This window comes from Sphingomonas sp. LR59 (assembly GCF_036855945.1).
Classification (GTDB): Bacteria; Pseudomonadota; Alphaproteobacteria; order Sphingomonadales; family Sphingomonadaceae; genus Sphingomonas.
Genome location: NZ_JASPFL010000001.1, coordinates 1,154,028 through 1,168,822, shown reverse-complemented (window position 1 = coordinate 1,168,822; position 14,795 = coordinate 1,154,028). Strand labels below are relative to the sequence as shown.

Genomic DNA, 14,795 nt, shown 5'->3' with positions numbered 1-14,795 from the left:
ATACCCGCGTGCGATCTCGGCTTCGAACCGTACTGCGTCGATCGCGCCGGTTTCGGCAACCGGGAGGCCAAGGATCTCACTCATCGCGTGCGTGTAATCCCTGGCCTCGTCTCCCGCTACCTCAGAAGGTCATGCGCGCCGACAGCGTGTACGACCGGTCGTTCTTGAAGAAGCTGCGCGGTGCCTCGAGCCCTGCGCCGTTCAACAGGAAGTTGGTCTTGGTCGTCTCGTCGAGCAGGTTCGACGCGGTCACGCCGAGCTTGAAATGCTCGTTCACCGTCACGAACGCCGAGGCATCGAGCTGTCCGGTCGGCAATGCGTAGACCGGCAGGAACGGGAAGCAGCAATCGCGGTTGGTCAGCAGGAACTTCGAGCGCCAGCTATATGCGACGCGGGCATAGAACGGACCCTTGTCGTAGAAGCCGGCGACGTTGACGGTATGCTTCGACAGGCCCTGGAGTGGGAGGTTGTCGTACAGACCGGCGACGTCCTGCGGCGGACGGCTGCCATCCGCGGCGCCATTGGCGGGCACCGGGTTAGGGATCTTGCCCGCCTTCACATAGGTGTAGTTGGCTTGCAGGCCGAGACCGCCGAGCGCACCGGGCAGGAAGTCGAAGGTCTGCTGGTACGCGATTTCCGCACCCTTGATCCGCGACTTGCCGTCGACATTGGCAGGACCGTTGACCTGCACGTCGAACGTTTGGCCGTTGTTGGTCAGCGTGCGCGTGTAGCCCAGATTGTCGACGATGATGTTCGACAGGGTCTTGTGGAACACCGTCGCGGTCAGCGAGCCGACCTTCGAGAAATACCATTCGCTAGTCAGGTCGAACTGCAACGCCTCGACCGGCCGCAGATACGGGTTCCGCGACGTCGCCGAGAACTGGTAGTTGCCCGCGGTGTTGCCCGACGACACACCGACGCCGACGAAGTTGCGCAGATCGCCGAAGTTCGGACGCGAGATCGCCTTCGATCCGGCGGCGCGGAACAGCAAGGTCGGCGTGACCTGCAGCTTCACGTTGGCGCTCGGCAGCCAGAAGTTGAACTTCTGCCGGGCGACATCCGGGATCGATCCGGAGTTCGCATAGGCGAGAATCGCCGCCTGCTGGGCTGCGGGCACGGTGCAGATCGCGTTGATCGTCCCAGACGCCGGCGGCTTGTCGCGCTGCGACTGGCAGAACCCGGCCAGCGTCTGGGGATACGCGCCGCCGGTCGGGGTTGCCGGCAGGTTGGACGCATCGAAGATGCTGCTCTGGTTCGGGAAGGTGATCGCGCCGTTCGAGCTGTCCTTGGTATTGACGAAGCGCACGCCGACGTTGCCGGTCAGGCTCATGCCGTTGCCGAAATCCTCAACGCCGAAATCGGCGCGGACATAGGCGGACTTGGTCTGCTCGCGGTTACGATAGAGTTCGCTGTTCAGGTACGCGCCATCGTTCAGCGGGCTGCCATCGCCGTTCTTGCGATCTTCGAGCGCGGTATACCCGCCGCCGCCCAGGGTCGTGATCTTGCGCAGCAGATCGGTGAAAGCGTCGTGATCGCGCAAAATGTCTTCGGAGACGAACGTCGCGCTCGGCGGCGTGTTGGTCTGACCACGGAAGAAATTGGTGAAATTGTGCAGGCTCTGCTCGTTCTGACCAAGTGCCGCATAGCTCACCGGCCCCTTTGCCGACCACGTCTCGGACAGATAGCCCCAATTGTTGTAATCCGCCGACCGCACGAGCTGCTTGCGATCCGCATACCGGCCACCGACGCGGACGTTGCGCAGGAACGCGGTGTCGCTGACGTCGAACTGCGCATCGCCGCGGAAGGCCCATTCGTGGCCATCGTTATCCTGGCGACCGTTGAAGGCGTCGCGGAAATAGATCGAGTTGGGGTTGGCGAAATAGCTGGTCGTATCGAAGCCCGGTGTGATCGACGTGATCTGCGGGATGCTGCCGCGCAGGTCGATCGCGGTCTGGCTGAACGTCGCGGTGTCGAGGATGTCGTCGCGAACCTTGACCTTCGAAGTGGCGTATTGCCCGTCGAAATTCAGGTGGAGGCGCTCGATCGGCTCGAACTTGATGTTGAGCGACTGATCCTGCGAGATCGACTTCGAGAAGAAGTGACGGTTGGATTCGGTCGTGAACACGCCGTTCGGCGAAAACTGGCTCAGCACGCCGTACCCGTTCGGGCCGTTGCCCTGCACCGCGCCGGTGCGCTTGCCGAGCGTGCCGCTCGTGAAGACGCCGTTGTCGTCGTAGGTGAAGTCCGAGCCACCGACCGGGAACACCGTGTTGGCATCGCCGTAATAGACGTTGGGCTCGACGGTGTGCTCGAGCCAGTCGTCGGTCGATTCGGCGCGGACGAACTGTGCGGTGACCAGCAGGTTGCCCGACGCGGTCTCATATTGCGCGGCGCCCGAATAGCCGATGCGTGTGCGGTCGAAATCCTGCGAGCGCGAACCGGCGCCCAGCGGTGCGTATACGACGTTGCGACCGGCCGGCAGCGGGAAGGTATCGAACAGCGTCGACTGGAACGGCGTACCCGCGTTCAGCACGCGGCCTTCGCCGGCATCCTGGACGCCGTTGCCGTTCTTGTCGTCGTTATAGCGCGGCAGCATCGACGAGATGAACACCGAGTCCGAACGGCTGTAGAGCTTCTGGTAGGTGCCGCTAGCGAGGATGCCGAACCGGCCTGCGCTGCCCAGGTCGAACTGCTTCGAGACGAGCCCGACGAACTGCGGCGCGCCGCGCTTCTCGAGATCGCCGAGGTTCATGCCCGCCGAGAGGAACAGCAGGTCCTTCTTCGAGTCGAACGGCTTGCGCGTGTTGATGTTGACGGTACCGGCGATGCCGCCCTCGACCAGATCGGCGGTGAGGTTCTTGAACACCTCGACCGAGCCGACGATTTCCGCAGGGATGTCGTTGAAGCCGATCTCGCGACCGCCGCCTGCGGCAAACGCGTCGCGGCCGTTGAACTCGCCGCGGACATAGCTGAGGCCGCGGATGACGACGCCCGAACCCTGTGCCGAGTAATGCGCCGAGTCGCTGGGGGCGGCGAAGCGGCTGATCGACACGCCGGGAACGCGCTGCAGCGCTTCGTTGACCGACCGATCGGGGAGCGCACCGATGTCTTCCGCGGTGATCGCGTCGACGACGGTGTCCGAATTACGCTTGATGTTCTGTGCGTTGGCCAGGCTCTGGCGAATGCCGGTGACGACGATCTCGCCGCGGTCGGTGTCCGGGGTCGGATTACCGGCGTCCTGCGACGCACCCGAGGTGCCGGTGGTGTTGCTAGCCGAGCCGGGGGCCGTACCCGCGGTTGCCGAGTCGAGACTGGCCGAACCCGACGTCGTGCTGGCGACGCCCGAACCGGCCGGCGCCGGCACTGCCTGCGGATCAGCTGCGGCAGGATCGGCGACCTGCGCGAAGGCTGAGGGTGCCATGACGGCAATTGCGATTACCGAAACGCTTGCGCCAATAAGACGCGACGCGCGAGCGATCGCCCGCGATGATGCAACACCAGCCATGATAAACCCCTAAGCATCCTTCAGCGCGATCGCCGCCGCTCTTCGAGCAGACGATCTAATCGCACATCTCCAGATCGACGAACGTCCTTCGCTCGCCTTACCAAGGTGTTAGGCAGCAAAATTACGGATCACAAGACGAATAAGACAATTTGAAAGACAGATGTGTCAGACGTTGCCGAGGTGTGGCCAAAGTGTAACAGGCTCGGAACGGTCCTACTGATAAGAAGCTGTCGGAAGAGACTGTGCAGACAGTGCTGGCGAGAGGATGAAGGCGGGGATGGAGACGGGCGGAACGCGGGTTGTCGTGGTCGGTGGCGGAACGGCGGGATGGATGACGGCCGCAGCGCTGGTCAGGCTGTTGCCGACAGGGTGTAGCGTCCATCTGATCGAGTCGGCAGAGATCGGCATCGTCGGCGTCGGCGAAGCGACGCTGCCCCATATCCGCGCCTTCGTGGAGCGACTGGGTCTCGACGAGGCCGACTTCATGCGGGCTACGCATGCGACCTTCAAACTGGGAATCGACTTCCGCGACTTCGGCGCGATCGGCGACAGTTATATCCACCCGTTCGGCACGTTCGGCCGACCGCTCGACGATGTCGGCTTCCACCATTACTGGCTTCGGCTCGCGGCGGAGGGACGCGCAGGGCCAATCGGCGACTATTCGGTCGCGGTCGCCGCTGCGAAGGCGCACCGCTTCGCGATTCCCGATGGCCCGGCGGACGATCTCGCGGCGAGCTTCGGCTATGCCTATCAGTTCGATGCGACCTTGTTCGGCCCCTATCTCCGCCGCTTTGCCGAAGCGCACGGCGCACGCCGGACCGAAGCGCGGATCGTGTCGGTCGACCAGGATCCGGTGAGCGGCGACGTCCGTGCGGTCCGCCTCGACAATGGGGAGACGGTCGAGGGCGACCTGTTCGTCGATTGCTCCGGCTTCCGCAGCCTGTTGCTCGGCAATGCGATGGCCGAGCCGTGGGAGGACTGGTCGCGCTGGCTGCCGTGCGACCGCGCGGTCGCGATGCCGTGCACCTCGCCCGAGGGACCGATCGAACCCTATACGAGAGCGACCGCGAAACCGGCCGGGTGGCAGTGGCGGATCCCGCTCCAGCACCGCGTCGGCAACGGCTATGTCTATTCCAGCGCGCATATTGCGGATCAGGCCGCTGCGGATGCGCTGGTCGCGTCGGTCGAGGGCACGCCGCTCGCCGATCCCCGCTTCCTCAAATTTCGCGCCGGTCGTCGCAGCAACAGCTGGGTCGGCAACGTCGTCGCGATCGGCCTCGCCTCGGGCTTCCTCGAGCCGCTCGAATCGACCAGCATCTACCTCGCGCAGATGGCGATCACGCAGTTGATCGAACTGTTTCCGCAGCGCGCCGGATCGGAGGGTATTTCCGCGACCGACCGGACCGAGTTCAACCGGATGGTCGACATGGAATATGACCGCATCCGCGACTTCCTGATCCTGCACTACCACGCCACCACCCGCGACGATTCGGACTTCTGGAATCATGTCCGGACGATGGACGTGCCCACGACGCTCGCCGACAAGATGGAGCTGTTCCGCCGCGCCGGTCGCGTGACGCAGTATAGCGAGGGGCTGTTCCTCGAACCGAGCTGGATCGCGGTCTATCTCGGGCAGGGAATCATCCCGCAAGCATGGGACCAGCGTGCCGATCGCCCCGGGCTCGACGGTCTCGACCGCGCGGTCGCCAGCCTGCGCGATCATGTCGCCGCCACCGCGACCGCGATGCCCGACCATGCCGCGTTCATCGCCCGCCGCAACGCGACGATTGCCGCGTGACCAGCCGCACGCCGATCGCGAGCATTGCCGTGCTGGGTGCCGGGGTCGTCGGCCTGTCCGCGGCGATCGCGTTCGCACGCGCGCTGCCGGGGCTGGCGGTGACCCTGATCGAGACGCCGGATGACGCTGCCGCGCTGACCGATCGCCTCTCGGGCACGCTGCCGTCGATCACTGCGTTTCACGATCGGATCGGCCTGCGCGAACGCGATCTGCTCGCGGCGGGCGCGACGCACCGGCTCGGCACGCGGCTGTCGGACTGGAGCGCGGACGGAACGCCGGTCGTGCTGGCGCAGGGCGAGCGCGGCGGGGCGATCGCTCCCGGCGCATTCCACCAGCATTGGCTGAATGCACGCCGCGCCGGGAAGACAGCGGCGTTCGATGCCTTCTCGGTGCCCGCGGTCCTCGCCGCCGCAGAGAAATTCGTCCATCCGTCCGACGATCCGAACTCGCCGATCTCGGGCTTCGGCTATGCGCTACGGCTCGATCCACCCCGCTACCGCGACCTGTTGCGCGCGCTCGCCCGGCATATTGGCATCGTCCCCGTGCCCGGCGCCTTTGCGGGTGTCGAGCGCGGTGAAGACGGGCGGGTATCGGCATTGTTGCTAGCCGATGGGCATCGCGTGGTCGCCGATCTGTATGTTGACTGTTCCGGCCCCGCTGCTCCGTTGCGGTCGGCACTTGATACGCGGTGGGACGATTGGCGACGCTGGCTTCCGGTCGATCGTCTGTTGCTGGGGACGGCGCCGGTGCAGACCCTGACACCGACCGACGATCTGGTCGCCGTGCCGGCCGGCTGGCGGTTCGCAAGCCGGTTGCGCGACCGTACGCTGGTCGGGCTCGCCTACGCGGCGGATCAGACCTCGGATTCCAGCGCGCGGCGGATCCTGCCGGCCGGCGACACCATCGTACCGCTCACGCCGGGCGCGCGACCCGAGCCATGGAAGCACAACGTTCTAGGGCTGGGTGATGCCGCGGTCGTGCTCGATCCGCTTGCCGACGCCAACCTGCACCTCGCCCATGCCGCGATCCTCCGCGCGATCGACCTGCTGCCGGGTCGCGACTGCGCACCGACCGAACTCGCCGAATATAATCAGCGCAGTTACCGCCAGGCCGCTCGGGTCCGCGACTTCCAGGCTGCGCATTACCTGCCGACCGGTCGCACGCGCGGCCCGTTCTGGAAGCATGCGTCCCGCCTCCCCCGCCCCGACAGCCTCGCACACACGCTCGAACATTTCGCGCATCGCGGTCGCCTGCCGTTCTACGAGGATGAAAGCTTCGACAAGGACGACTGGCACGGCTTGCTGCTCGGTCTTGGCATCATCCCCCGCATCGCCGATCCAATCGCATCGGCCAGCCCGCCCGAAACGATCGACGCGACGCTGAAACGGCTCGCCGAGGCAACTGCCGCGTTGCCGGCGCGCCTGCCCCCTATCCCCTGTATCTCGCGCAACTGGAGCGTGGACGATGACCGATTCGAACCCTGGCCCTATCCGCAAAGTCGTCATCGTCGGCGGGGGGACCGCCGGCTGGATGGCCGCCGCCGCGGCTGCCCGCTATCTCGACGATGGCCAGCGCCAGGTCGTCCTGATCGAGTCCGACGCGATCGGTACGGTCGGCGTCGGCGAGGCGACGATCCCGCCGATCCTCGGCTTCAACGCGCTGCTCGGGATCGACGAACGCGACTTCCTCCGTGCGACCGGCGCCACCTTCAAGCTCGGCATCGAGTTCGTCGGCTGGGACACCGGCGACGATCGCTACATGCACGCTTTCGGCGGGCATGGCCGCGACATCCAGGGGCTCGCCTTCCACCAGCTCTGGCTGAAACTGCGCGATCGTCCCGGTATCGGCACGCTCGAGGAATATGCCCCCTCCGCGGTGGCGGCCTATCTACACAAGTTCGGCCAGCCTGGCGGCCAGCCACCGCTCGCCTACGCCTATCATTTCGACGCCGGGCTCTACGCGACGTTCCTCCGCCGCCGTGCCGAGGCCGGTGGCGTCACCCGGATCGAAGGGCGGATCACCGGCACCGATCGCGATCCGCTGACCGGCCATGTCCGCGCCGTTCGCCTCGAAGGTGGCCAATCGGTCGACGGCGACCTGTTCATCGACTGTTCCGGCTTCCGCAGCCTGTTGCTCGGCGAAACGATGGGCGTGGCGTTCGAGGACTGGTCGCACTGGCTCCCCTGCGATCGCGCAGTCGCGGTGCCGACCGAACCGAGCACGCCGCTATTGCCCTATACGCGGGCGACCGCGCGCACCGCCGGCTGGCAATGGCGGATCCCGCTCCAGCATCGCACCGGCAATGGCCATGTCTATTCCAGCGCGCACATCTCGGATGACGAGGCGACCGCTACGTTGCTCGCCAACCTCGACTCGAAACCGACCGCCGAGCCGCGCCAGTTGCGGTTCAAGGCGGGGCGTCGGGAAAGGCTGTGGGAGGGCAACGTCGTCGCGCTTGGCCTCGCCGGAGGGTTTCTCGAGCCACTCGAATCGACCAGCATCCACCTGATCCAGACCGGTATCTCGAAGCTGTTCGCGCTGTTCCCCGACTGCGGTTTTGCCGATGTCGAACGCGACGAATACAACCGCCTGATGGGTGACGCCTATACCTCGGTCCGCGACTTCATCATCCTGCACTATCACGCCACCCGGCGCGACGATTCCGCGTTCTGGCGGCATGTCCGGACGATGCCGATCCCCGATAGCCTGACGCGCAAGCTCACGCTGTTCCGCAAAAACGCCCGCATCTTCCGCTACGACGATGAACTTTTCGGGATTTCGAGCTGGGTGCAGGTGCTGCTCGGGCAGGATGTCGTCCCGGTCGGTTATGATCCGATCGTCGATGCGCTCGATGCCGACCGCGTTGCGGACGCGGTCCGTCAGATCCGCGGGGCGACGTTGCGCACGGCGCAGGCATTGCCCGGCCATGGCGACTTCGTTGCGGCACATGGCCGGTTTGAGGGCGTCCCGCCCATGCGGTCCCCAGTTCGAACCTGACGCCCAAAACATTTCGGCCCCGAGGCGCGCCTAAGCGCCCCGGGGCCGATCAGGTTGTCGGTAACGCAGCAGCTCAGCCGTGCAGCGACCGGCGGAACGTCTCCGGCAGGAACACCAACCCGACCAAGGCCGTCACCGCGCAGGCGACGATCGGATACCAGAGCCCGTAATAGATATCCCCGGTCGCCGCGACCATCGCGAACGCCGCGGTCGGCAAGAACCCGCCGAACCAGCCATTGCCGATATGATAGGGGAGCGACATCGAGGTGTAGCGTATCCGCGTCGGGAACAGCTCGACCAGCAACGCGGCGATCGGCCCGTAAACCATCGTCACGTACAGCACGAGCAGGACGAGGATCGCGACGACCATCGGCTTGTTGATCTGCGCCGGATCAGCCTTTTCGGGGTAACCCACCGCGGTCAGCGCGGTCTTCACCTCGGTCTGGAACGCCTTGATCGCCGCCGCCTTATCAGGCCCAGACACGACCGCCGGGTTGACGACCGGGATGGTCGCGCCGCCGATATGGATCTGCGCGACGGTGCCCGCGGGCGCGATCACATTGGCGTACGAAATGCCGGCCTTCGCCAGATACGCCTTGGCGATGTCGCACGAGCTCTTGTCGAACTTGTTCTTGCCGACCGGGTCGAACTGCACCGAGCATTCGTCGGGATTGGCGACGATGCTCACCGGCGAATTGGCCTGCGCCGCATACAGCGCGGGGTTGGCGGCCTTCGACAGCGCGTGGAACAGCGGCATGTAGGTCAGCGCGGCGAGCGCGCAGCCGGTCAGGATGATGTATTTCCGCCCGATCTTGTCCGACAGCCAGCCGAAGAAGATGAACGCGGGCGTTGCGATCAGCAGCGCGATCGCGATCAGGATGTTGGTGGTCGGCCCATCGACGCGCAGGTTTTTCTCGAGGAAGAACAGCGCGTAGAACTGGCTGGTGTAGAACACGACGCCCTGCCCGACGACCGCACCGAACAGCGCGATCAGCACGACCTTTAAATTGCTCCACTGCCCGAACGCTTCGGTCAGCGGCGCCTTCGAGGTCTTGCCCTCGTCCTTCATCTTCTGGAACACCGGGCTCTCTTCGAGCTGCATGCGGATCCAGAGCGACACTGCCAGCAATGCGATCGAGACGATGAACGGGATACGCCAGCCCCATGCCGCGAACGCCTCTTCGCCGACCAGGGTCCGCACGCCGATGACGATCAACAGCGCCGCGAACAGCCCAAGTGACGCGGTGGTCTGGATAAAGCTGGTGAACAGCCCGCGCTTCTTGTCGGGCGCGTGCTCTGCGACATAGGTCGCAGCCCCGCCATATTCGCCGCCGAGCGCTAGGCCCTGCAACAGCCGCAGCACGACCAGCGCGATCGGCGCGGCGACGCCGACCGAGGCGTAGCTTGGCAGCAGGCCGACCAGGAACGTCGACAGGCCCATGATCGCCATCGTCACGAGGAAGGTGTTCTTGCGCCCAACGACATCGCCGATCCGCCCGAACACCAGCGCACCGAACGGCCGCACCGCGAACCCGGCCGCGAACGCCGCCAGCGCGAAGATGAACCCGGTGGTCTCGTTGACGCCCGAGAAGAACTGCGCGGTGATGATCGTCGCGAGCAGGCCGTAGAGGTAGAAATCATACCATTCGAACACCGCGCCGAGCGACGACGCGATGATAATCAGCGGCTGGCTCTGCTTCACGTGCCCAAGGGGCGAAGCATCCCCGGTTGTCGTCGCCATGGCGGTATCCTCTCAGAAGGGTTGGGTGGAACAGCCGATCGTCGCCGGCTTATAAAAACTGAAGCATCCTCGATGTAACGAGGTGGGCTCGCCATCCTCCCCCACCAGGGGGAGGTGGCTGGCACGTGCCAGACGGAGGGGGCAGTAGGCGATGACGTCGGTGTCGCATCCTCCCCCTCCGTAACCTAGCGTGTCTCCCTGACAGGGACGCATCGTGGCATCATGCCCTAGAACGAATACCGCGCAGCGAGTTCGCCCCGGTCGAGTTTGCCGACCTGCCCATCGACAAGCCGGCGTTCCGCGTGACGGAACTCCACGCCGAGATCGATCGCCTTGACCGGCGAGAAGAACAGATTGGCGGACGTGCTCCACGCCGATGCGCTGGCACCGATCGGCTCGCCGCCGGTCGGATAGTCGATCGACTGCACGCTGCCGATGAACGTCGAGCGCAGCTTGTCGGTCCAGCCCAGCTTTAGCGCGGCGAACCCGGCGGTCAGGCTCGGCGTCTGCAATTCCGCGCCCCGCACCGGCACGAACACCGCGTCGGGCGCAAGGTTCAGGCCGACGTAGCGGCCGATACCGTCGCCGTGCGTCACCATGAAGCGGATGTCGGAATGGCCCGATGCGTCGAGCGGCACCTTGCCCGCGAACGACACGCCCCAGCCCGTCGCACTCTCGTTCAACGGCCCCGTATCGATCGTCAGTTTCCGCGCGAGACCTGCCAGCGAGAACTCGCCGAACGCCGTCTTGTAGTTCAGGCGGGCAGCGACGTCGGGAAGCCGGTCGTCGGCGTTCTCGACGACGGCTGCGGACACCAGGTTGGTCGACGCGGTCTCGGGATTCTCCGCCGCGATCGACAGCGACAGCGTATCGCTCAGTTTCCGCGTGTAGCGAACCTGCGCCTGGCGGACGAATACGCTGCCTTCCGACGGCCCGATAAAGTCGGTCGTCTCGGGTAGCGCGCCGATATACTGAAACGTCGTCCACTCCTGGCCGAAAAGCCAGTTGTCGTAGGTGAAGAACGCGCGACGCAGGCCGGGGTTATACCCGCTGACGACGCGCTGGTTGCCCTGCGTGCCCGGCACCACCTGGAAATCGAGTTCGAGCAGCCCCTTCAGGCTGTGGCCCGCGATCGGCGTATCCGTCGCCAGCACGATCCGCGTCTGCTTGGCGTGCGATTCGAAGCTGTTGCCTTCGTTGCGCCCGCCAACCGGGGTCATGCTTGGGAAATAGAAGTCGCGGCCGACCGATTCCGGCGCGATATTGCCGCCGCTGTACCGGCTGACCGACGCCCAGGTCTTGAAGAAGCCGTTGAGCTTGACCGTCGTCCCCGCGACCTTGAACCCGTCGGTCGGCGCCGCGGCCGGCGCTTTCGCCTCGGCGAGCGCAGTGGGTGCGGTCGGTCCGGCGGGGGCCATCGGATGCAGGTCGTTAGACGCGGAAGCGACCGCCGTCGGTGCCTGCCCGGTGGACGAAGGTTGTGGCGCAGTCGATGCCGTCGCCCGCGCGGCGTTCAGTTCGCCGCGCAGATCCTGCACCGCCGCTTCGAGCGCCTTCAACCGCGTCTCGAGCTCCACTTCGCGCGCCGTCTGTGCCTGCGCCATGCCTGGCACCAGCGCGGCGCCCGCCAGCAAGGCGGTCAACGCCAGCCGTGTCCTGAGTGCCATCCGTGTCATCCCCGTCTCCGCGCTCTCCCACTGGTCTTACGCGTGGAATAAGCCTCATGATCATGGCGCATTGCGTCCCTCCGTACACCCCTTACTTTGGTGAGGGATGATCGTGCCGACACGACCGCGTACAGCGCGGCAAAAGGAGAGCCAGATGACCGAGGCAAGCTATCCCGTCCCCGCGGCATGGGCGAAGGACGCCCTGATCGATGCCGCCGCCTATGACCGGATGTATGCCGAGGCCGCGACCGATCCCGACGCGTTCTGGGCGAAGGAGGCCAAGCGGCTCGACTGGATCGTCGCCCCGACCAAGATCAAGGACACGTCGTTCGACGAGAGCGACTTCCACATTCGCTGGTTCGAGGACGGGCAGCTCAACGTCGCCGCGAACTGCGTCGATCGCCACGCCGACGCGCGCCCCGACGCGACCGCGATCCTGTGGGAAGGCGACGACCCCGCCGACGACCGCAAGATCAGCTATGCCGAACTGCGCGACGAAGTCTCGAAGCTCGGCAACGCGCTGAAGGCGAAGGGCGTCAAGAAGGGCGACCGCGTCACGATCTACCTGCCGATGATCCCCGAAGCGGCGTTCGCGATGCTCGCCTGCGCGCGGATCGGCGCGATCCATTCGGTGGTGTTCGGCGGCTTCTCGCCCGAGAGCCTGTGCAACCGCATCCACGATTGCGACAGCCGGATCGTCATCACCGCCGACGAAGGCCTGCGCGGTGGCAAGACCGTGCCGTTGAAGGCGAACGTCGATGCCGCGCTCGACCACGGCGATCTCGCGGTCGAGACCGTCATCGTCGTCCGTCGCACCGGCGGTAAGGTGACGATGACCGAAGGCCGCGACTGCTGGTATGCGGAGTGCGTCGAGGGCCAGTCGACCGACTGCGCACCCGAACCGATGAACGCCGAGGACCCGCTGTTCATCCTCTACACCAGCGGCTCGACCGGCCAGCCAAAGGGCGTACTCCACTCGACCGGCGGCTATCTGGTGTGGGCGTCGATGACGCACGAATACGTCTTCAACTACCGTCCCGGCGAGATCTTCTGGTGCGCCGCGGATGTCGGCTGGGTCACCGGCCACACCTATTCGCTGTACGGCGCGCTCGCCAACGGCGCGACCACCGTGATGTTCGAGGGCGTGCCCAACTACCCCGATCACAGCCGCTTCTGGAGAATCGTCGACAAATACCAGGTCAACATCCTCTACACTGCACCGACCGCACTCCGGTCGCTGATGCGCGAGGGCGACGACTGGGTCACGCGCACCAGCCGCAAGTCGCTGCGCCTGCTCGGCTCGGTCGGCGAACCGATCAATCCCGAGGCGTGGAACTGGTATCACAACGTCGTCGGCGACGGCCGCTGCCCGATCGTCGACACCTGGTGGCAGACCGAAACCGGGGGCCACATGATCTCGCCATTGCCCGGGGCCACTGCGCTCAAGCCCGGCAGCGCAACGAAACCCTGTTCGGCGTGATGCCCGAACTGGTCGATGCGGACGGCAAGGTCCTCGACGGCGCGGTCGAGGGCAACCTCGTCATCGCCGACAGCTGGCCCGGCCAGATGCGGACCGTGTGGAACGATCACGAGCGCTTCTTCCAGACCTATTTCTCGACCTACCCTGGCAAGTATTTCACCGGCGACGGCTGCCGCCGCGACGAAGACGGCTACTACTGGATCACCGGCCGCGTCGACGACGTCATCAACGTCAGCGGCCACCGCATGGGCACCGCCGAAGTCGAGAGCGCGCTGGTCGCCCACTCGAAGGTCGCCGAAGCCGCGGTCGTCGGCATGCCACACGACGTGAAGGGCCAGGGCATCTACGCCTACGTCACGCTCAACGCGAACGCCGAGCCGAGCGAGGAGCTGCGCAAGGAACTCGTCCAGTGGGTCCGCCGCGAGATCGGGCCGATCGCCACGCCGGACATCCTCCAGTTCGCGCCGGCGCTTCCGAAAACGCGGTCGGGGAAGATCATGCGCCGCATCCTGCGGAAGATCGCGGAGAACCAGCTCGACCAGCTTGGCGATACCTCGACGCTCGCCGATCCAGCCGTGGTCGACGCCTTGATCGCGGGCCGCGAGGAGGCCATCCCCGTACCGGCATGACGCGCACGATCCTCATCGCCGACGATCACCCGCTGTTCCGCCAGGCGCTCAAACTGGCGGTCAGCCGCGCCGCGCCTGATGCGGTGGTGATCGAGGCGGGGCAACTCTGCGAGGCGGTCGATGCAGCGCGCGGGGCGGAACGGCTCGATCTGATCCTGCTGGACCTGCGGATGCCAGGATCGGAAGGGTTCGCCGGTGTCGCGCTGCTCCACGCTGAACGCCCCGACACGCCGATCATGGTGATCTCCTCGGCCGACGAAGCCGAGGCGGCACCGCGTGCGAGGGCCTATGGCGCAATCGGCTTCGTCTCAAAAACCGCCGACCTCGCCACCCTCGAAAACGCGGTCGCGCGAGCTCTCGCCGGCGAACGCGACGCGCCAGCCGAAGGCGCCCCCGTCGACGAAATGTCTACCCGCGTCGCCAGCCTTACCCCCACCGAACTGAAGGTGCTCCTCGGTGTCCTCGCCGGTCGCCTGAACAAGCAAGTCGCCTTCGACCTCGGCATCTCGGAAGGTACGGTGAAAGGTCACATGACCGCCATCCTCCGAAAACTTGGGGTGCAGAACCGGACGCAAGCGGTCCTCGCGGCGAGGGCGATGGACATCCACTTCGCCGACTGAGGCAGGCCATGCCGCCCGGACAAGAGCCATTTCGCATCCCCGGCAGCACATAATTCCTTGTTCTCTCGCGAAGGCGGGAGCCCAGTCTGGATCCCCGCCTTCGCGGGGAAACATATCTTGCGCGCAAGGTAAGAGTGCCGACTGGTTTCGAGAGCCGGCGCTCCAACTGAATGCCACCCCCATTTCAATCCTCCCCCGCAAGGGGGAGGTGGCGCCGAAGGCGACGGAGGGGGAGGAACACGCAACCGACGTTACCCTTTCCGCCCCCTCCGTCTGGCAAGAGCCAGCCACCTCCCCCTGGCGGGGGAGGATTCTACGAGGCTCAACTCCCCGCGCCGCGGCCGCCGAAGCCTCCTCG

The 14,795-nt window shown here is 65.7% G+C and carries 6 protein-coding genes and 2 pseudogenes; 5 read left to right on the top strand and 3 right to left on the bottom strand.

The genetic code is table 11. From position 1 onward, the window contains the following. Window positions 1-121: 121 nt before the first annotated feature. On the bottom strand, window positions 122-3,421 hold the full coding sequence (locus tag QP164_RS05300; RefSeq protein ID WP_277982476.1) for a TonB-dependent receptor: 3,300 nt from the start codon (window positions 3,419-3,421) through the stop codon (window positions 122-124). A gap of 361 nt (window positions 3,422-3,782) precedes the next feature. Between QP164_RS05300 and QP164_RS05295 the strand changes: the two genes are divergently transcribed. From QP164_RS05295 to QP164_RS05280, 3 genes and pseudogenes are all read left to right on the top strand, one after another. Further along, window positions 3,783-5,303, top strand: a complete 1,521-nt coding sequence (locus QP164_RS05295) for a tryptophan halogenase family protein (protein ID WP_435368342.1) — start codon at window positions 3,783-3,785, stop codon at window positions 5,301-5,303. Beyond that, a pseudogene (locus QP164_RS19780) lies at window positions 5,300-6,601 on the top strand (tryptophan 7-halogenase); the annotation flags it as partial. The gene QP164_RS05295 and the pseudogene QP164_RS19780, both read left to right, overlap by 4 nt. Window positions 6,602-6,767: 166 nt before the next feature. Continuing rightward, window positions 6,768-8,300: a tryptophan halogenase family protein gene (locus QP164_RS05280; protein WP_333922420.1), complete on the top strand. Its 1,533-nt coding sequence runs from the start codon at window positions 6,768-6,770 to the stop codon at window positions 8,298-8,300. Between the two features lie 73 nt (window positions 8,301-8,373). Here QP164_RS05280 and QP164_RS05275 read toward each other — a convergent pair whose 3' ends face one another. Both QP164_RS05275 and QP164_RS05270 read right to left on the bottom strand, forming a co-directional pair. Then, window positions 8,374-10,041 carry an MFS transporter gene (locus QP164_RS05275; protein WP_132896409.1) on the bottom strand — a complete coding sequence of 556 codons (1,668 nt, stop codon included), beginning with the start codon at window positions 10,039-10,041 and terminating at the stop codon, window positions 8,374-8,376. 227 nt (window positions 10,042-10,268) lie between these two features. After that, window positions 10,269-11,717 carry a DcaP family trimeric outer membrane transporter gene (locus QP164_RS05270; protein WP_333922419.1) on the bottom strand — a complete coding sequence of 483 codons (1,449 nt, stop codon included), beginning with the start codon at window positions 11,715-11,717 and terminating at the stop codon, window positions 10,269-10,271. 145 nt (window positions 11,718-11,862) lie between these two features. Between QP164_RS05270 and acs the strand changes: the two are divergent. Together acs and QP164_RS05260 are read left to right on the top strand one after the other, a co-directional pair. After that, window positions 11,863-13,817, top strand: a pseudogene (gene acs, locus QP164_RS05265) (acetate--CoA ligase). After that, window positions 13,814-14,437 carry a response regulator transcription factor gene (locus QP164_RS05260; protein ID WP_333922418.1) on the top strand — a complete coding sequence of 208 codons (624 nt, stop codon included), beginning with the start codon at window positions 13,814-13,816 and terminating at the stop codon, window positions 14,435-14,437. The pseudogene acs and the gene QP164_RS05260 overlap by 4 nt, the downstream one beginning before the upstream one ends. The last annotated feature ends 358 nt before the right edge of the window (window positions 14,438-14,795 follow it).